The following is a 20,006-nucleotide window of genomic DNA, read 5'->3' as shown; positions in this document are numbered from 1 at the left end:
ATCTCTCTACTCGCTAGAGAAATTAATTGAATGGAAACGGTAAATTTGTTGAGAATACAATCACCAATGTTATCACTCTCTACTCGCTAGAGAAATTAATTGAATGGAAACCGTTTAATAAATAAACATCTAAATATTTATCTACATAATCTACTCTCTACTCGCTAGAGAAATTAATTGAATGGAAACTCAAATACCCAGTAATCCCCATCGCTATCTTGATAAATACTCTCTACTCGCTAGAGAAATTAATTGAATGGAAACTTTTGCCACCAATAATAGAAAGCATCCCAAATTTCTTGCTCTCTACTCGCTAGAGAAATTAATTGAATGGAAACGACTTGTTGTCCTACAAAAAAAGCTTCTTCTTTTAAACTCTCTACTCGCTAGAGAAATTAATTGAATGGAAACTCAACTAATTCGCTTAGGGTAGAAGCTTCGGTATATATCTCTCTACTCGCTAGAGAAATTAATTGAATGGAAACAACAGAAGATTTTAAAACTTTAAAATCTTCTGACTTCTCTCTACTCGCTAGAGAAATTAATTGAATGGAAACGGGGTGAGGATGAACTGGAGAATGTTCCCGTTCCATTTACTCTCTACTCGCTAGAGAAATTAATTGAATGGAAACTATTTGGGAGAATTATTTTTCTGAGCAGGTGTACTACCTCTCTACTCGCTAGAGAAATTAATTGAATGGAAACATTTGTCAGGTTAATTCATGAATTAACCTCTCTACTCGCGCTTAGAAATTAATTGAATGGAAACACGCTTTAAATTTTGGATTGAAATTTTGTGTTTATCTCTCTACTCGCACTTAGAAATTAATTGAATCTCCCCCAATCCCTTTCCTGTTGACCCTTGCAAAAGTGCCTCATCTCAACAGACGATTTAAATGCGCGGGCAGCTTATTCTATATGGTAATGTTTAATTGTATTCCCACAAAAGTTGCTTATGTCCTTACCTGAACTCCCTCTTCATCTTCAATTAACCCAAATGGTTTCGGGTTACTGGCTATCTCAGGCCATCTATGCTGCGGCTAAATTAAGTCTAGCCGAGCATTTAAGCAAAGGAACGAAATCCTGTCAAGATTTGGCCTCCCTAACTGAGACTAATCCTGCTGCTTTATATCGACTGATGCGAGCATTAGCTAGTGTAGGAATTTTTCAAGAAACTGAATCTCAACAGTTTATACTAACTCCCTTAGCCGAACATTTATCTAGTGACCATCCCCGGTCAGTAAAAGCGACAGCAATTATGTTAGGAGAAGCCCCCCATTATCAAGCCTGGGGAAATGTGTTACATAGTATTAAAACGGGACAACCATCTTTTGATGATGTCTTTGGGATGGGGGTCTTTGAATATTTTCAAACCCATCCGCTAGATGCCGAGATTTTTGAACAGTCGATGAATAGTTTTTCTTTTTCGGAGGAGAAGGCTATTTTAGCTGTGTATAATTTCTCGGAATTTCAAACCCTAGTAGATGTAGGTGGGGGATACGGTGAGATGTTGGGGACAATCCTAGAGCAATATCCCCACCTCAAAGGGATTCTTTTTGATGAAGAATATGTAATTTCCCATTGTCAACCCACTTTAGAAAAACACGGGATTCTCCATCGTTGTCAACCCGTTGGCGGTAATTTTTTTGAATCCGTACCATCGGGAGGAGATGGCTATTTATTAAAACATATTATTCATGATTGGGATGATCGACGAGCGATTGCTATTTTGAAAAACTGTTGTCAAGCTTTAGATAGCAATGGGAAAGTTTTAGTCTTGGAAATGGTTGTTCCTTCGGGTAATAATCCTTCGGCCGCTAAAATGTTAGACCTAAATATGTTAGTTATGTGTCCGGGAGGTAAGGAAAGAACCGCAGAAGAATTTGAGGAATTGTTGAGTCAAGCGGGATTAAAATTAAATCGCATTATTCCAACTCAAGAAGATATTTGCATTATTGAATGCGTTAAAAAATAATAGAATAGAAAAAGGGTTTCTTCAAAAAACCCGTTTTCTATTGTTTAGATATAAGTAGCCCAAGATTTTGCCCAGGCGAGAATTTCATGAACTCGATCGAGGGTTGAAGATTCACAGTAGAGACGCAAAACCGGTTCTGTACCACTAAAGCGAATTAACAACCAACTGCCATCTTCTAAACGGAATTTATAACCGTCTATAGGATTACAATCAGTCACTTGTTTACCGGCAATTTCCCTTAAGGGTTCCTGATCCAAAGCAGTAATTAACTGATCGCGAGCTTCCATATTAGCTAGGGGTAAATCAATGCGATCATACTGAGAATAAAAACCAGTTTTATCCTGTAATTGCGCGTAAAGATCGCTTAAATCTTGGCCCGATTCTACCACCGCTTCCAAAACGTATAAAGCTGATAATAAGGCATCCCGTTCGGGAATGTGAGTACCATAACCGACACCTCCCGACTCTTCCCCACCAATTAACACAGGAGTGGTCAACATTCGATCGGCGATATACTTATAACCGATCGGGGTTTCAAAGACCGATAAACCGTATAAACTGGCTAATTTGGGGATTAAATCGGAACCGCTCACCGTTTTGACAATTTCCCCTCTCATTCCCTTTTTGCCGGCTAAATGCTCGATTAAAATCGGGATGAGATTTTGGGTGCTTAAAAAATTCCCCTGACCATCGATCGCCGCCACTCGATCGCTATCCCCATCGAAGACCAAACCTACTCGCAAAGGGGCTAAATTTGCGCTGTGAGCCAGTTTATCGATGATTTCCGTCAAATTTCTCGGTAAAGGTTCCGGAGAGCCGCCACCGAACAAAGGATCGCGATTGCCGCGTAATTCCGTGATCCCCACCCCCAAAAGACGCTCTAAACCGGTAGCCGCCGCACCGTGCATGACATCGGAATAAACTTTTAGTTGTCCCGATTCGATCGCTTCAGCAATAGCGGCAATATTAACTTTTTGGCGTAAACCCTGACAATAACCCGACCAGGGTTCAAAAGTGCTTAATTTACCGGCAGCTGCCTTAAATTGCGGCGGATTAGACAATAAAGCTTCAATTTGTTGGGTAATTTCTGGCGAGACAGAACCACCAAAATAACCTTTAACCTTCAAACCGAGATATTTAGCCGGGTTATGACTGGCGGTTAATACGATCGCACCGAGAGCATTTTCTGATCGAGCTGCCCAACTAAAAGCGGGAGTGGGAGCGTAGGATTGGGAGAGAAGCACATCAAAACCGGCTTTTTGCAGCGATTCCGCCGCAGTTTGAGCAAAATCCTCCGCCATAAACCGCCGATCATAGCCGACGATTATCGTCCGCGAACCCGTGATCTGACCATAATTATCGGCTAAAACCTGAGCCGCCAAGGGAGCGAGCAGAGCGACTCGATCGAAAGTAAAATCGGCGGCGATAATCCCGCGCCAGCCATCGGTTCCAAATTTAATCGGGTTCACGGTGGTCATGATTTACCCCTAAATATCCATTTTTTCAATACTGTAACCCGCTCCGTAACCTCTGGAAACTCATTTTTCTCGATCATCGGTTTTTGCCGCCGAATCGAGCGCACCGGCTTCACTGATTAATAATTTTTCCATTAACATTTGTAACTTCATCCGTTCTATATAGGGCCATCCCCCGGTTTCCTCGATATCCCGGAGTAATCCGTATAAATCCTTACGGGTATTGGGTAAAGATGGCTCGAACATCTGCTCGCGAATTTGCCGATGTAAATTTTCTAAAGTTCGCAGCAACCTTAACAAACCGTTACAATCTCCCTGCTGTTCTTCGGCGATCGCTGTCACTGTCGTTACAAGGGAATGTAGTTGGCTATCTAATTGGCTATTATCTCCAGGTAATCGGCTATTCATCGGAATTTCTGCATCTGAAAACAGTCACACCAATCATATCAGTCATCAGCTATCAGTTACTTAGAGCCTCCTGACTTGAAAGAGGGTGTGGGGAAGTGGGGAGAACAAAGCTGCCTATTGCCTATTGCCTATTGCCTATTGCCTATTGCCTATTGCCTATTGCCTATTGCCTATTGCCTATTGCCTATTGCCTTCTGTCTCTCCTCTCCCTGTCTCCCATCTTCTCAATGGTCACTGATCTTTGATAAACTGAGTTTCGGTGAATTGGCGCAACCGATTCGATAATTCATCAGGCTATGGATCAAGGGTAGTAATTGTAAAGATTGACAAAGAGAGGTTGACATAGATGAGATTTCGTGCCTTGTTAGTTGCCTTTTTAGCCTTGTGCTTAGGGGTGTTGACAGCTTGTAGCGACGCGCCTAGTGCCGTCCTGAATAGAAACGAGCTAACCTATGATGAAATTTTAAACACTGGATTAGCTAACAAATGTCCGCAGATTTCCGAGTTTACCCGGGGGACTCTCCCCTTAGAAAGCGGCGAAAGTTATGTAGTGACAGATTTGTGCTTGGAACCCCAAGAATATTTTGTCAAGGGTGAACCCATTAATAAGCGGGAAGCAGCCACTTTTATCCAGGGTAAACTCTTAACCAGAGATACCACCAGTTTAGAACAGATGACAGCGACCTTAACCGTAGGCGAAGACGGTGTTTTAACCCTCAAGGAAGAAGACGGTATCGATTTCCAACCCATTACCGTACAATTACCCGGAGGTGAAAGAGTTCCCCTCTTCTTTACCATTAAAGGTTTCACCGGCAAAACCGAAGCTGGATTTAGCTCTATCAACAGTTCCACGGATTTTGAAGGCGACTTTAAAGTTCCCTCCTATCGTGGCGCTGGTTTCTTAGATCCCAAAGGTCGGGGTGTGGTGACGGGTTATGATAATGCTGTCGCTTTACCCGCTAGTGCTGATAGTCAAGATTTCCAGCGTGCTAACGTCAAAGCGACGGAACTGGGTAAAGGTACTATGTCTTTACAGGTGACTAAAGTTGACGCTTCTACTGGCGAGTTTGCTGGTGTTTTTGAAAGTGAACAGCCTTCCGACACCGATTTAGGCGCAAAAGATGCTGAAGAAGTGAAAATTCGCGGCATTTTCTACGGTCGTCTCGAAGCTCGTGCCTAATTAATTTTTGGCTAAGTTCAGAATTTCTGGAAATTAAGGCGAATTTCTCCCTGGAGAAGTTCGCTTTTTTCTAAGCTTTGACACAATTAATACTAAATCCGTTGAGTATAGGCTACTTATAGAGGAGAGGCACTTATGCAACAGGTAAAAGTTATATTGAGAGAATTAAGCATTAGTTGGTAACTCCCCAGGTTTGCCATGACATAGACATCATTAAGGTTAGTTCTGGTTAATTGCTCGTACAAACTATTTGGCAACACCTCTAATTTTCGCTTTTACTTTTTCAATATGTCAGAGGAACCTTGACAAATCAGAAATTTTCTAGAGCTATTCATATTTTTTATTGAGTATCTACTAAACTATAAACCCAGGCGACGGCGAGTTTTTTTGAAACTAAAGGGGGAGTGAGCCATAAATAGCTTCACAAATTCTAGGCGACTTTGAAGATCACGATATTTTTTTAGGTAGTAAAATAGTGCTTCTAAATCAATATAAACACCCTTGCGATACAGGTAATGCGCCAATTCTATGCCACTAATCTCATTTTTTAAAAGGTCAATTAACTCAAGGGTGCTAGGTAAGCTATTGGGGCAGAATGAGGAACTATAGGCAGAGTTTACCCATGATGCTTCTTTCCCTTTATAGGTTTTAGATTCTGGGTGTCCGAAACCAATATTATAGATCAAAGAAGTTTTAGGAATAAGATGAACCCGATCTTGATACAAAGATGCAAGAGTAAGAGTAATAACCCAGTCAGTTTGACCATTTCTCTCTAGCCAGAACTGGTTTATTATAGTCATTTTTGTTTGCACGGTGGCGGGTATATTATAGAATTTTCCAAAAGGATTATATTGTTTAGGCTGATTGATGAGAGCGATATCATTCCAGCGATCGGCCCAGATACCGAATCCCCAAGAAAAAACTCTACGAGAGAGAGCAAAATCCTCTTCGAGCAGAGGATATGCTTGCTCTGGAAAGGCTGCATATCCGCTAATCGAAAAGATTTTTTTATGTTCACGGTATGCCTCTAATAGACGGCACATCCTATCATAAAAATATGGATTGGGAAAGTTATCATCTTCCAAGTAAACAACAGATTCATAAGTGGATAGGACTTCTGTCAAGGACAAAATGACATTTTGATCACAGCCCAAATTTTGTGACCGTAACCTTATATCTACTGGAATTTTACTAGAGAACTCTTGCAGTAAAGCAATTGTTTGATCAATCAGGGGTAGATCAAGTTCATTTCTTGCTCCATCCACATAGGCAATGATCTGATGAGGAAATAGAGTCTGTTGGGTTAAACCCTTTAAAACTTCCTTGAGTAGATCGGGACGAGTAAAAACTATTAAAATAACTGGCGGCAAAGAACTAGGTAAAGGCACCTCATCAAGAGACATTGGTAAATTTGTTAAATTCATAGACTACCGCAAAACAAAATTTTTAACATCTGCACAAATCATGCCCAATATGGTAACACTTTAATTTGACTGTGTCAAGCTTGATCACACTTCGATAACTCCCAGCTAGAATTTTTTGACCTTAACTTGAGAGAAAACTTTTATTATAATGCTCGGATATCCTGTCTCCTTTTCATGATCACTTGTTAACCGTAACTTCCTAGTTGGTAACTCTCCAAGTTTTCAGCAGATCAATATAATTATATTGACTCCATTTTGATGAGTTGTTTTAGAAAAGTTAAGAGATTTTCTAGTGATGGTATTTGCATTAAAGTTTGCTCGCTAATCCACCGATCATCAGAAATAGTTGCGGTGTTGGTTTTTCCAGGTTTAAGAATACTAGCAACTGCGGCAATAGTGGCTTTTTCTTTATCAAAAGGTTTCCAGCCAATTTGACTAATTTCTTCCTCGGAAAATTGTTGAATATATGATTTTGCTCTGTTCATATATTCAGGATAGGCGATTTTTCCACAATCACAAAGTAGGGTATCTAAGACACCTTGATCAACATTATTAGGCAGTATATATAATCCGACTCTTGGTCTATTTTCTTGAATAGTTCCCGTGGCAGCTACTACCCTGGGAAAGTCGGGAAAATATTCCCGAAAACCCTGATGATATTTGCGAGCAACTTCTGCCGGGTTATCTTTATCCGCATCGGCAATAACGGCAAAAGCTGATAATTCATTGTTATAATCCATATCGGCAAGTTTATTGGTTAAATTTTTAATTAATTCACTGCCACCCCCGGCATAAATTGCCACGGATAAAGTCTCAGTATAAAGAATAGATGGCATATCGAGTCTGATGTAAAGTTTTCCAGTTTTAGGAGGAGGATATTTCGGAATAAATTTTTTCCAAATTGGCTCTAGATTTGAGAGTTCTTCACATTTAGAAAACCCCAGCAGTTTACACATAACTTTCACCAGAAAAGCTTGATCATGATTACCCTCCACTCCAATCAATATATGTTCTCGACTCACCAACGAACCTCCTGTCCTAAGTCTTCTCGTAAGCTTTTTAATCGAGTCCAATCATGTCTAACTACTCTAGTATAATTTTCCTTTGGTTCGAGACGATAAAGCACTAAATCTGATTCTGGTTCGGTGACTTCTAAAAGAGCATCAACAGCTTCTAGACTGTGGGTAGTAGCAAACAGTTGTACATTCATTTTTTGACACCATTTAACTAACCAATTAAAAGAACTTTGCAGTGCCTCTGTATGAATAGCTGATTCTAATTCATCAATGAATAAAATTCCACCTTTAACACTGGCAAGTTTGAGGGCGATATGAAGTAAGCGACGCACCCCATCACCAAAGGTACTAACGGGGACAAGTCCCAATTTTTCATGTTGAATATAAATATTAAATCTGGCAGATAAAGAATGAGGAGGTAAGAGAATTTCTAAGTCAGAAATATTACTGTCCATTTGACGCAGTAAATCGATAACATCTGTTTTAAAATTGGCAAATCTCACTTCTGAAAGTAACCGAAATTGACCAATATCAGAACGATGAGAAGCGGGACTAACCAGAGAAGTTAGTAAGCTAGGTTCTTTTTTTCCCGATAGTCTAGAGAGAGCGCTATTTTCCCAAAGTTGATAGTTTTCTTTCAGGGGATTTTGGGGATAATTAATTAAACTTAATTGTTCTTCAGCAAGAAATACTATTATCGATAAGTTAATACCTTTTCTTGTTTCCCATAAATCTTCATTATTATCGATTAAATCTTCATTTTCTTCGCTAATTATCTGATTAATATGAAGCTTGTCTTCGGGATTGTCAATTAAAATAATTCCTTCGAGTTCTTCATAAATTGCCTCGATTTTCTGAACTTTAAAGGAGCCATTTCCTGTGATTGATATAACCCCGTGATTAAGTTTTTCTTGCTCAATCATTGCATCGTGGGTAAATAACCACTGTAGGGAATCTAGATAAGGAGTCCGAGAAACTCTGTACTCTTGTTCTCTTTGTCTAGCAGTATTTAGCCAAACTTTTAGATCTAAGGGATGACAGTAAATAGATAACGCTTCGAGAACGCTGGTTTTTCCCGAATTATTAATTCCCACAAGCAGGTTAATCTGTCCGAGATTCTTTAGCTCAAGCTCTCGCAGTCCTCTAAACTGGTGAATGGTAATGTTTTCTAGGCTTTTAGTCATAAACTTAGTTTAGCTGAAAAGGGTAACAAAAAACTAAGTAATCTACTCAAATCTGTTGAAGTTTTAATGAACTTCTAGTTATCAGCTTTTTCCTATCTCCTGTTTCCCGTCTCCTTTTCATGACCACTTACTTAACCGTAACTTCCTATACCTAGATAAAATTTTACAACCATAATCAGCGATTACTAAAAATTATATCATTAAAAACCCCTATCGGTCGTTAAAGAGATAGGGGCTAATTATTTTAGATACTTTCCGTTTTTTCTGACTTGCTTTTATAAATATCTTGAGTCAGATAGCGGATACGAGATTTCAGAAATTCAGCGACTCCATAAATTTCATCAAGATTGTTTATATTCGTGGTTGCTTCTTTACCAGTTTCGACATTATCGGGAATACTGATTGATTTCTTGCCAGTTTTTTCATGGAAGCGCAGACGACAGACTGTTTTGGTTACTTTTCCATCTAAGTTGATACCAAAATAACTTCTAGTGTCTTTGAATTGAATGCGTGCGGTATTGATTTCTTCCCGTAGAATTGATTTAATAATGTAAAATCCTTCCAATTCTTCGGGGGTCGTATTAATTTTATCTTCCCCTGTTTCTTCTGGTGGAGTATCTTCTGCTGCTGATGTATCAGGAGGATTTGTTTCAGGTTCTTTTCCTAAAACTTCCTCAAATTTTTCTTTGATGATATCATTGATATACTCTTTGAGAGAACGCTTAATAATTTCTGTGAATTTTTCGACAACCGATGCAGTTCTCACCCCAGAATACACATGACTAACAAAAAACTTAACAAATTCGGGGGAAGGATCATTTAATTGCTGGGCAATCACTTTTTTAACTTCTTTGGTGTACAATAAATTGCGAGCAGCCTCTTTTATTTTGCCAGAATTGAAGTCAGATGTGCTAGTACTAGATTTAGAAAATCGTTTTAATTCGTTAACAGAAGATTCGTCAAAGTCGAGGATGTTAAACTCAAAAAATGGCTTATCGTCCATGATATTATCCTTGACGGTATCCGTATAAAACCGATAGATAATCCCATTAGTTAAAACTCCAAAGTTAGCTCCAGTTGCGATAAAATATCGATGCAGTTGGGAACTATGTTTAGGATGCTCAAGATTTTGATGACAGCTTTTACATTCCATCAAAATAATCGGTTGATTGTCCAAACAAATAGCATAATCTACTTTTTCCCCTTTTAATCCAGTTAAATCGGCACTATATTCGGGGTGAACTTCCATGGGATTGAATACATCGTAACCCCATGCTTGCAAAAAAGGCATAATAAAAGCTGTTTTGGTTGCCTGTTCGTTTTGGATTTGAGAACGAGAGGTTTCAACTTTTTGAGCAATTTCTTTGAGTTTATCGATTTCCATGATAGCCTCATTATCTAGGATGTGTGAGTTATCTTCTCAGCCTAACCATAATTTAACCTTTTTTTTACCTCATGGTCAAGCATTTTTGACGGTCATCATCATTAATTCAAGAATATTCACACTAATCCCGTGCCATCTGGATATTTTGTGCTATCATTTCTAGGAATGGGTTATTTTTAATAATGTCCCCATTTGATCAAAGACAATGCTTGCTTTAGAACAGCTTTATGAACGGGAGTATGATCGCTGGTTAAGCGAGACGATCGAGTTATTAAAAAATCGTCAGTTCGATCGGGTAGATTACGAACATTTAATCGAGGAGTTGGCAGCTTTGAGACGAAGCGAAAAAACTGCTGTTAAAAGTTTAAGTTTACAAATAATAATCCATCTGTTACTCTATCAATTTTGGACAACAGAAAGAGAAAAAAATAGTAATCATTGGGCGGCAGAGATTATCACTTTTCGAGTACAATTAGAATATAAGCTCACCACCAATTTAAGTAAATTTCTAGAACTAGAACTAGAGTTAGAAAATATCTATGAAAACGCTCGCTTAATTGCAGAAAAAAAGACAGGATTAAAAAATTTACCGATAATTTGTCCCTACTCTCTGAGACAAATTCTTGAGAAACAGTGGTTTCCCGATACAGATAATCAATAAACTCTCAAAAATATGGAATCTCACAACAGTGAACCGATTATAATTGCCGAAGCGGTGGAAAAATGGTATGATAACCGCTTTCATGCTTTACGGGGAGTGAATCTCACCGTTAATAAACAGGAAGTTGTCGTGATTATGGGGCCGTCCGGTTCAGGAAAATCCACCTTTATTCGCACTTTTAACGGTTTGGAATCCTATCAAAAAGGTCGCATTATTATTGACGGAATAACTGTGTCCCACAACCTGAAAAATATCGAGGTAATCCGTCAGGAAGTTGGCATGGTTTTTCAACAATTTAACCTTTTTCCCCATCTGACGGTATTAGATAATGTCACCCTCGGACCCATGTGGGTGCGCGGTTGGAAAAAAGCCAAAGCGGAGGAAATAGCGAGAAAACTCCTCGAAAAAGTTGGTATTCTCGAACAAGCACTTAAATATCCCCCTCAGTTATCGGGAGGACAACAGCAGCGGGTGGCAATCGTTCGCGCTTTAGCTATGCAGCCGAAGGTGATGTTATTCGATGAACCCACCTCAGCTTTAGATCCGGAAATGGTGCGAGAAGTCTTGGAAACGATGCAAAGTTTAGCCAAATCGGGGATGACCATGGTTTGTGTCACCCACGAGGTAGGATTCGCGCGAGAAGTGGCCGATCGAGTGGTATTTATGGATCAGGGTTTAATTTTGGAAATTGCCCCCCCAGCAGAATTTTTTAATCATCCCCAATCCGATCGAACTCAGCAATTTTTAGCAAAAATTCTTTGATTTTCCATGACTTGATCATTAAACCATCTCTTTTTCTTCTTCTACCTCCACTAAAAGGGGAACGAGATTTTCATTTAAACGACCGGCTCGAATTAGTTCTGCGTAGGTATTAGCTTCGATATCGAGTAAAGTATCTTGAAATTGTTCGGCCACCACATCTTTTAATTGTGGATGTTCCTGTAGTAATTTTTGCAACTGATCCCGCAAGGACTTTAATTGTCCTTCCACCAGAGTTTTTTTGTCGCGATAAAATTCGGGATCGATATCGGGAAAACGTTCTGGTTGTTGCAGATAATTAGACACCCTAGTTAAAGCAATTTGACGAGCAATTAGGGCCGAATATTCGGTGCGAATCGGTTGATCACCAATAAGATTGAGGGCATTTAACAGCCATTGTATAGATAATCCTTGCACCAATAAAGTAAATAAAACCACCCCAAAAACCACGTCAATAATTTCTTGACGGTAGGGGATAGACGTGGGAACACTTAACGCTAGGGCGATCGAAACCGAACCGCGCAATCCTCCCCACCATAACACCGTTCTTTCCTTGAAACTGATCCTATTACCCGTAATTAGGTTACTAATTCCCCCTAGTCCAAAAATTGAGAACAGACGGGAAACCACCATAGCAGCGATCGCTATTAAAATCCCGCTTAAGTGACTACCAAGACTCTCAAAACGGGTTTGATCACCGATCAGTAAAAAGATGATGGAATTGACAAAAAAGGCGATAAATTCCCAAAATTCGCTAACTACCAGGCGCGTGCGGGGACTCATACCAATGCGCGAACCGAGATTACCGAGAATAATCCCGACAATCACCACCCCAATCACACCAGATCCGCCTAATTTTTCCGTGACGAGATAGGTTCCGTATGCAGAAACTAGAGTCAGAGACTGTTCCACAAAAGGCAGATCGAAGCGTTGGGTAAGGTAGGAAATGCCGAAACCGATCACGCAACCCACACCGATGCCAATCCCCACAAAGGTGCAGAAACGAGCGATCGTCACGGGGACGGAAAAGGTATCGACTCCCAAGGGAATCCCCACCAAGAGGACGAAAGCGACCACAGCGACCCCATCATTAAAGAGACTTTCCCCTTCCATCAGGATCGTCAGTTTTTTACTGGCCCCCAATTCTTTAAATAGGGCAATTACAGAGACGGGATCGGTGGCAGCTAGGGCAGCACCCAACAGAAAAGCGATCGATAGGGGTAAATTAGCAAAGATATGTAGGGGATAGGCGACTCCCAAAACGGAGATAATCACCCCGATAACGGCAAAAAGGACGATAGTAACCCAATATTCCTTTAATTTAGCCCAAGGAATATTCCAAGCGGCTTCAAATAACAGGGGAGGCAGAAAAATTTCCAGAATTAATTCCGGGGAAAGATTAACTAGACGCAAATCTAAAAAAGCTAAACCCATACCGACAATAACTAACAGCAGGGTGTAGGGAATTTTGCGGAGGAAGGCAACGGTTCTCGATAAAGTGGCGACACTCAAGGAAATGGTCAAAACTAGCAGGAATTGCTCTAAATTGTGAGCGATCGCCTCATTAGCTGTAGATTCTAGACTCATTATTTTCAGTTATCAGTTATCAGTTATCAGTTATCACTGAAAAAGTCTCCTAACACCCTAGTCATTCGGGGACTGAGGAGAGATTTTCAAAGAGGAAATGGACTCTTCTTCTATGGGGGTTTCCGATGTATTTCTTTCCCCACCCAGAGAGGGAGTTTTACTATTGCCAGAACCGCCACTTTTCGGGGGTTTCGAGGAGAGGAATCGGGCCTCGAACTGTTTGATCAGCACATACAAAACCGGGACAAGAAATAAACTCAACACCGTGGAAATCAGATAACCGCCTAGGATTGCAGTTCCCAGGGACCAACGACTCATCGCTCCGGCGCCGGAAGCGATAACCAAGGGCAAGAAACCCACTAAACCGGAAATAGCCGTCATCAGAATCGGTCTTAAGCGTTCCGTCGAGGCCCGGGCTGCCGCATCGGGAATACTTAAACCCAAAGTACGGGACTGGTTAGCGAATTCCACGATCAAGATGGCATTTTTAGCCGCTAAACCGATCAACATGACCAAAGCCACCTGAGCATAGATATTATTATTCACCGCCGGGAACAGACTACCCACTTGTAGGAAATTCGCCCGCAACAGTAAGGCCCCCATGGCACCTAGAATCGCTAGGGGAACGGTAATCATGATGATAATCGGGTCGATATAGCTTTCGTACTGGGCTGCGAGTACGAGGAAAACCACGATAAAGGCTAATCCGAAGATAACTGGGGCAGCCCCAGCGGAAGTTTTTTCTTGGAAAGCCGTACCCGTCCAAGCGTAACCGAAACCGGGCTGCAGGACTTTCCGACAAACATCTTCCATCACTGCGATCGCCTGTCCCGTACTAAAACCGGGAGCGGGACTACCCTGAACGTTAATCGAGGGATAGAGGTTAAAGTTAGTGATAATCGGTGGATAGGTGAAGCGTTTGACGCTAATTAAACCGGATAGGGGAATATTGGCCCCGGTACGGGAACGGACGTAAAGACGGTTAATATCTTCGGGATTAGAACGATAATCCGCTTCTGCTTGGGCAAAGACTCGATACAAGCGATCGCCTAAGACGAATTGGTTAACGAAGTTGGAACCGAGATAGGTTTGCAGGGTTCCGAAAACGGCCTGCATATCGACGTTTTGGGCCTGTAGCTGGTTGCGATTGATGGAAAGTTCCAGCATCGGCGTGTCGGTGGTAAATTGGGTGAAAATTCCCGATAATTCCGGTCTTGTTCGGGCCTCGGCCATGACTTTATTAGCGTTGGCAATCAAAGCGTCCATGGGGAAAGAAGCGCGGTTTTGGATAAATAACTCGAAACCGCCAGTAGAACTTAATCCATCCACGGGGGGCGCATTAACGGCGAAAGCGCGAGCATCTCGGATTTTAGTGGCTAATTGTTGGTTAATTTTCCTGAGAATGCCGAAAACTGACTTATCTTCCCCTGGCCGTTCCGACCATTCTTTTAACTTGACAAAAAATAGCCCTTGGTTGCTGCCACTTCCGGCAAAACTAAAGCCCGCCATACCGACAAAGTGATCGATTTCTTCGATACCGTCGAGAATTTCTTCGTTAATCTGACGGATAATCTGGTCGGTGTAGCGCAGGGAAACCCCGGGGGGGGCTTGCACCAAAACGAAGGCATAACCTTGGTCTTCTTCGGGGATAAAACCCTGGGGAGTGGTGCTATAACTCCAAGCTGTGAGAAAGAGGGCGGTGATAAAGAAGGGTAAGACCAGAAACCGAACTCGGATCAGAAATTCGATCGAGCGTCGATAACCTTCTTTAACTGCGTTGAAACCCCGATTAAAGCCCTCGAAAAACAGTCCCAAGGGTCCGCGGGTGCCTTGGGGCGGTTTCATGATAATCGCCGACATGGTGGGGGAAAAACTGAGGGCGTTAAAGGTGGATATCAGAATTGAAGCGGAGATGATGACGGCAAATTGTCGATAAACGATCCCCACCGTACCGGGGAAGAAGGTGACGGGAATAAAAACCGCAAATAGTACAAGAGAACTGGCAATTACCGCCGAGGTTAACTCACCCATGGCATCGAGGGAAGCTTGAAATGGCCGCATTCCCTGTCGTAATTTTTCCGATACCGCCTCTACAACCACGATGCCGTCGTCCACCACTAACCCAGTGGCCAGAATGACGGCAAACAAGGAGAGGTTATTGAGAGAATAGCCTAAAGCCAGGGCGACGGCCATGGTTCCGATCAAAGATACGGGAATAGCGATCGCTGGAATGATCGTGGTGCGCCAATCCTGAAGGAAGATAAAAATGACTAGAATAACCAGTAAAATCGCCTCCACCAGAGTGCCAACGGCTTCTTCCAGGGAAGCGGCGACAAAGGCGGTATTATCGAGGGTAATGGCGATATTTAACCCCGGGGGGAAACTTGGTTCTAGTTCCGCCATTTTTTCTTTCACCAGTTTGGCGGTATTCCAAGCGTTGGAACCGGGCAACTGATAGACGATATAGACGACGGCGGGGGATTTGTCGAAATAGGCGGCGGTACTGTAGCTTTCGGCTCCGATTTCTGCCCGTCCCACGTCTTTAATGCGGATTAAATCGCCATTTTCCCCGACTTTGACGACGATATTTTCTGCTTCCTCCCCGGTGGCAACCCTACCAACGGCGCGAATGGCGATCTGGAATTGCTGCTCTTCGGGACTGGGATCACCGCCAATTGTCCCCGCACCCACCTGAATATTCTGTTCTCGGATCGCCTGTACTACTTGTTCCGCCGACACACCCCTAGCGGCTAAAGCATCGGGATTAAGCCAAAAACGCAGGGCGTATTCCCTTTCCCCGATGATGGTTGTACTACCAACTCCCTCGATCCGGCGAATCTCGGCATCGATGACTCGATCGACAAAGTTACTTAAAAAGACCGTATCGTAGGGATAATTGCCCTTTTCGTCCGGTTTGGCGGAAATCCCGTAGGCAAGGGTAACGCTGGGGGATTGGGTATTGGTAGTCACCCCCTGCCGGTTCACTTCTTCCGGTAAACTAGCGGCGGCGGTACTGACGCGGTTTTGTACCAAGACTTGGGCAATGTTACGATCCATTTCCACCGGGAAAAAGACATTCACCGTACTTTGTCCAGTGTTGGTACTCTGGGACTGCATATAAACAATCTGTTCTGTCCCGTTAATCTGGCGATCGAGTACCGTGGTAACGTTATCCTGTACGGTTTTGGCATCGGTTCCCAAATAGTTGGCATTTACCGCTACCTGAATAAATGCCAACTGCGGCAGTTTTTCTAGGGGTAAAAAGGGAATAGCGATCGCCCCGATCAAAACGATTAAAATCGAGCAAACTGTGGTCAGAACGGGTCTTTTAATGAAAGTATCGGCAATACTGAGGATCATAGGGCGTTACTGGTTCATTTTTTCTAGGATAGTTGCGGCAGTGGGAGATTTACGAGTCAGATAATTAAATATTAATAGTTTAAAGATGGTATCTAGGATAACGGGAACAGTGGCGACAAACAAGCTGATAAATGTAATATTCTCGCGCCAACCAAAGTGCCGGAACAAAGTTTCTAAGATTACCGTCCAACCTTCCGCTGAGTGAAACCCGACAAATATATCGGTAAAGAGGATAAAGATAAAGGCTTTGGTGATATCATTTAAGCTGAGAAAATAACGACTAACATAAGCTCGCGTAATTGCCAATTGTTGACGACCAAAAATTAAGATGGCAATAAAGGCTATTAATCCAGTAATATCGGAGAGTAAGTTTTTCCAACCATCTTGACTTTCATAACCCGCTTCTTTAAATAATTCCTCGACCTGTTCCCGAAAGGTTTCTTCTGATTCATGTCCTACTTTTGCTACTCCTAAAACGTGCTTGATTTCTTCAATTTCTTGAAGTCTAGCAAATTCCCTGAGATATTTTTCGCCAATTTCCTGAGAAATATAAACTTCTGATATTTTCGCTCTATCCACACCAAAATAGTTTAAGACAGGGCTAAAAATAAAGTTTCTACTAATAACCTGCACCGAGAGAGGAACTAAAATAATAATCAGGATAAAACGGATAGCGATGCGCTGCTGTTGTCGCAGGGTACGGAGTTGTTTGATGACAGTTTGTTCGTATTCGGGGGTTAATTCTTGCTGGAAGTTAAAAAATTTATTACTGGTTGCAGGAGAAATTATCTGGTTATCTTTATCCCTGGGTTTATCACTGGTGAGATTGGTATTGGGCAGATTTGGGGTTTGATTATTCGGTAATGGGGGCAGCAATTCCCCTAAATCTAGGCGATATTTACCGATAATATCCTCGATCACCTTTAAAGTCTCTAGGATGTTATTATTTTCTGGGTTAGTTTGCGGGTTAAGAAAATTACCCAGACGCACTTGAGTTAAATCGAGACGTATCTGGAACAATTCTCGCTCTAGGGTACTTTGAAAGTAATCATAAACACTTTTTCCTCCCACGGCAGCTGGGGAAATTTTTTGTCCCCCAAAATGTTGATCTTCGATCGCTTTAATTTTCAGCGCTCTCTGATAAGCTGATTCTAAGGCCACTAAAGAGCGTCTTTCTACCCATTGATTAACTCGATTCCAAGGCACGGCTATAATCCTCGCTTTTTTGTCATCACAAGCACCACGGTAAGCTATCAGCGTTGGCTAGATCTCAACTTTAGAGAAATATCCATGATATTACATTTTAGGCGCCTTGGCTGCATCTTCACCATTGGTGAAATACAACGTTTCTCATCAAAATAAAGTGTAACCTAATTTGTTATCGACTACCGATGACTGACTCCCTAAAACGAAAACCTCCTAGCTCACCATTAGGATAACTGCTCTAATTAAACTTAGCAATAATTTTTAGATATTGAATGTTCCTCTATAAACAAACTGTAAGCATTTCTAAAAACCTCTGGAGTAAATCTATTAGCCTGTTGCCGACAATTTTCTGGATCAATTTTATCACCGTTATCAACAAAATATTTAACCGCTTCCTGCAAGGATTGGGGATTTTGTTCCCCAAAAAGTAATCCTGTTCCCTGGGGAGAATTTTCCCGCAGATCTCGCACGGTTTCTAAAGCACCTCCGGCAGCAAATGCAATCACGGGAGTACCACAAGCTTGCGCTTCCACTAAAGCAATACCAAAATCCTCACAAGCAGCATAAATAAACGCTTTTGCTTTCGACATATATTCTGCTACCATTTGATCGGATACTGCCCCTAAAATCTGAATATTATCCCTCGCTAACTGTCGAATTAAAGCCATCTGGGGACCATCTCCAATAACCACTAGGGGTAATCCCAATTGATTAAACGCTTCCACAATTAAAGGGACTTTTTTATAACTAACCAAACGAGAGACTACTAAATAAAAATCTTCTTTTTTCTCTTGGTAGGGAAAACGCTCAATTTGTACGGGAGGATAAATAACTTTTGCCTCCCGTCGATAACAGCGCCAAATTCGTCTAGCGGTGTGGTGGGAATTAGCCAGAAAATAGTCCACACGATTAGCAGAAATCACATCCCACTGACGCAAACCATGCAAAAGATAACGGGTGAAAATACCGGGTAATCCCTGTCCTAACTTACTATTAGCCAGATAGTCAAAAGTTAAATCCCAAGCATAACGCATCGGAGTGTGACAATAACAAATGTGAACCTGATCCGGTCGTATTAAAACCCCTTTAGCCACACAATGGGAAGAGGATAAAATCACATCATAATCCTCTAAATTTAACTGCTCGATCGCCAAGGGAAGAAAAGGTAAGTATTTTTGTACGCCATTTCTCGCTTTCGGGAAATTTTGCAGAAAAGTTGTCCCGATCGAGCGACCATAGAGATAACTATCGGGATTAGTGGACTCAAAATCGATCAAAGCGTATAAATCCGCCTCTAGACATTGTAAAATCTCCCTAACCACTAATTCCGATCCCCCCGTCGCTTTTGGGGTTAACCACTCGTGAACCAGAGCGTACTTCATAGGATAATCAATAATCTCAGCCGTAATTATAGCAGTAAGGGATTAGCAGTTTAAGAGTTTACTTTCCGGCTTTCTCTTCGCCAAAATTACCGACACATATCTGATCACGGTAAAAAACCCTAGGAAGAAATTATTAAATTTTTCAAGAAAAATTGCAAAGTTTAGTAAAAATTACTAGCCAGATCAGATGATCGAGTTCATAATGGGGATCAAGGAGAAAATAGGCTTAAACCGATTGGGATCAAGAAAAACTAGCTTTATATACAAAAGATAACTAATTAATGAGGTTTGCTATGATCACCCTGCAACAAGTGCGCTGTCCTAATTGTGGAAATTTTGCCGAAAGACAGCATATTTTAGAACACCATCTCGTTAGCACCGCCTGTTCTCACTGTGATTATCTGTTAGTTAGTTGCAGTCTCACGGGAAATGTACTAGAGTGCTATGCACCCGGTATTGGTTTAAGAAATTAACACTGCCCCCTAGCCAGATCGAAAATGTCTTGTCAAAATTAGAGTGAGAAGACAAAATCAAGGAGCTAAGTAGCTATGGGGGGTAATTTCTTCAAGGGAGCGATCGCCCTGGGGGTAATAGCGGGGATTATGGGATTTACCAATCCCCCCCAAGAACTTTACAGCGAATACGCCGCCGAAAAACTTCTCGCTCATGCCGACAAAATCGCCTGCGAGAAAATCAGTCTCTGTGACTCGATCGATTCTTTACCGGTGGCAGCCAGAAATGTGATCAAAAATCAAATCTTAAAACCAGCGATCGAAACCTCTAGTCAACGGCAAAATTTAGGTGTGTTCAGTATTTACACCACAGAAGTACCGGGGGTGGCTAAAATTAGAACTATTGGCGCTTTTGGGCATTTCTTAACTTTCTCGGAGACTTAGGCTTTGATTAGTGCTGGTTTAACGGCTACCAGCTTAATAATGAGTTAAGATAATCATGTTAACCCGCGATTTGAGCGATAGACTCCTTAAGAACACCGATTAATGCTGC

At 41.7% G+C, this 20,006-nt stretch carries 16 protein-coding genes and 1 CRISPR repeat array (1 of these 17 only partly in view); of the genes, 6 read left to right on the top strand and 10 right to left on the bottom strand.

The window, feature by feature from the left end; translation table 11 throughout:
* Positions 1–705: direct repeats of the CRISPR family, unit length 36 nt; unit sequence CTCTCTACTCGCTAGAGAAATTAATTGAATGGAAAC; it reaches 218 nt to the left of the window's first position.
* A 250-nt stretch (positions 706–955) separates the two neighbouring features.
* Entirely contained in the window at positions 956–1,975 is a 1,020-nt protein-coding gene (locus ACQY1Y_RS18000) for a methyltransferase (protein WP_430013271.1), read from the top strand.
* A 44-nt stretch (positions 1,976–2,019) separates the two neighbouring features.
* Here ACQY1Y_RS18000 and ACQY1Y_RS17995 read toward each other — a convergent pair whose 3' ends face one another.
* Both ACQY1Y_RS17995 and ACQY1Y_RS17990 read right to left on the bottom strand, forming a co-directional pair.
* Positions 2,020–3,453 carry a phosphoglucomutase/phosphomannomutase family protein gene (locus tag ACQY1Y_RS17995; protein WP_288125754.1) on the bottom strand — a complete coding sequence of 478 codons (1,434 nt, stop codon included), beginning with the start codon at positions 3,451–3,453 and terminating at the stop codon, positions 2,020–2,022.
* A gap of 60 nt (positions 3,454–3,513) precedes the next feature.
* Positions 3,514–3,858: a hypothetical protein gene (locus tag ACQY1Y_RS17990; protein WP_130756285.1), complete on the bottom strand. Its 345-nt coding sequence runs from the start codon at positions 3,856–3,858 to the stop codon at positions 3,514–3,516.
* A gap of 346 nt (positions 3,859–4,204) precedes the next feature.
* Here ACQY1Y_RS17990 and ACQY1Y_RS17985 point away from each other — a divergent pair, with 346 nt between their 5' ends.
* Positions 4,205–5,038, top strand: coding sequence for a photosystem II manganese-stabilizing polypeptide (locus ACQY1Y_RS17985; RefSeq protein WP_002773425.1), 834 nt, complete (start codon positions 4,205–4,207; stop codon positions 5,036–5,038).
* A 359-nt stretch (positions 5,039–5,397) separates the two neighbouring features.
* On the opposite strand, the gene ACQY1Y_RS17980 is transcribed toward ACQY1Y_RS17985, so the two are convergent.
* The 4 genes from ACQY1Y_RS17980 to ACQY1Y_RS17965 all read right to left on the bottom strand — a co-directional run bounded on the left by ACQY1Y_RS17980 (position 5,398) and on the right by ACQY1Y_RS17965 (position 10,046).
* Positions 5,398–6,462, bottom strand: a complete 1,065-nt coding sequence (locus tag ACQY1Y_RS17980; protein WP_430013270.1) for a sugar transferase — start codon at positions 6,460–6,462, stop codon at positions 5,398–5,400.
* Positions 6,463–6,701: 239 nt separating this feature from the next.
* A complete protein-coding gene (locus ACQY1Y_RS17975; protein WP_130758450.1) occupies positions 6,702–7,484 on the bottom strand; it encodes a DUF3226 domain-containing protein in 783 nt (260 codons plus the stop codon).
* Positions 7,481–8,662, bottom strand: coding sequence for an AAA family ATPase (locus tag ACQY1Y_RS17970; RefSeq protein ID WP_430013269.1), 1,182 nt, complete (start codon positions 8,660–8,662; stop codon positions 7,481–7,483). The genes ACQY1Y_RS17975 and ACQY1Y_RS17970 overlap by 4 nt, the downstream gene beginning before the upstream one ends.
* A 244-nt stretch (positions 8,663–8,906) precedes the next feature.
* The gene (locus ACQY1Y_RS17965) at positions 8,907–10,046 is read right to left on the bottom strand and encodes a type I restriction endonuclease (RefSeq protein WP_430013268.1); all 1,140 of its coding nucleotides are present in this window, start codon (positions 10,044–10,046) and stop codon (positions 8,907–8,909) included.
* 205 nt (positions 10,047–10,251) lie between these two features.
* On the opposite strand from ACQY1Y_RS17965, the gene ACQY1Y_RS17960 reads away from it, so the two are divergent.
* Positions 10,252–10,707, top strand: coding sequence for a DUF29 domain-containing protein (locus ACQY1Y_RS17960; protein WP_430013267.1), 456 nt, complete (start codon positions 10,252–10,254; stop codon positions 10,705–10,707).
* A 12-nt stretch (positions 10,708–10,719) separates the two neighbouring features.
* On the top strand, positions 10,720–11,469 hold the full coding sequence (locus ACQY1Y_RS17955; RefSeq protein ID WP_002751401.1) for an amino acid ABC transporter ATP-binding protein: 750 nt from the start codon (positions 10,720–10,722) through the stop codon (positions 11,467–11,469).
* An 18-nt stretch (positions 11,470–11,487) separates the two neighbouring features.
* On the opposite strand, the gene ACQY1Y_RS17950 is transcribed toward ACQY1Y_RS17955, so the two are convergent.
* The 4 genes from ACQY1Y_RS17950 to ACQY1Y_RS17935 all read right to left on the bottom strand — a co-directional run bounded on the left by ACQY1Y_RS17950 (position 11,488) and on the right by ACQY1Y_RS17935 (position 19,001).
* Positions 11,488–13,053: a cation:proton antiporter gene (locus ACQY1Y_RS17950; RefSeq protein WP_002751399.1), complete on the bottom strand. Its 1,566-nt coding sequence runs from the start codon at positions 13,051–13,053 to the stop codon at positions 11,488–11,490.
* 57 nt (positions 13,054–13,110) lie between these two features.
* A complete protein-coding gene (locus ACQY1Y_RS17945) occupies positions 13,111–16,413 on the bottom strand; it encodes an efflux RND transporter permease subunit (RefSeq protein ID WP_430013266.1) in 3,303 nt (1,100 codons plus the stop codon).
* A 6-nt stretch (positions 16,414–16,419) separates the two neighbouring features.
* Positions 16,420–17,619, bottom strand: coding sequence for a proton extrusion protein PcxA (locus tag ACQY1Y_RS17940; protein WP_002735644.1), 1,200 nt, complete (start codon positions 17,617–17,619; stop codon positions 16,420–16,422).
* Between the two features lie 248 nt (positions 17,620–17,867).
* Positions 17,868–19,001: a glycosyltransferase gene (locus tag ACQY1Y_RS17935; protein WP_002737899.1), complete on the bottom strand. Its 1,134-nt coding sequence runs from the start codon at positions 18,999–19,001 to the stop codon at positions 17,868–17,870.
* A gap of 293 nt (positions 19,002–19,294) precedes the next feature.
* Here ACQY1Y_RS17935 and ACQY1Y_RS17930 point away from each other — a divergent pair, with 293 nt between their 5' ends.
* A complete protein-coding gene (locus ACQY1Y_RS17930; protein WP_002738058.1) occupies positions 19,295–19,474 on the top strand; it encodes a hypothetical protein in 180 nt (59 codons plus the stop codon).
* Positions 19,475–19,549: 75 nt separating this feature from the next.
* Positions 19,550–19,897 (top strand): DUF4359 domain-containing protein, encoded by a 348-nt coding sequence (locus tag ACQY1Y_RS17925; RefSeq protein ID WP_002737573.1) that lies wholly within the window; start codon positions 19,550–19,552, stop codon positions 19,895–19,897.
* Positions 19,898–20,006 lie beyond the last annotated feature (109 nt).

The sequence above is a fragment of the Microcystis ichthyoblabe FBCC-A1114 genome, assembly GCF_050500245.1.
GTDB lineage: Bacteria > Cyanobacteriota > Cyanobacteriia > Cyanobacteriales > Microcystaceae > Microcystis > Microcystis ichthyoblabe_A.
This window is presented reverse-complemented; position numbering and strand designations above follow the sequence as displayed.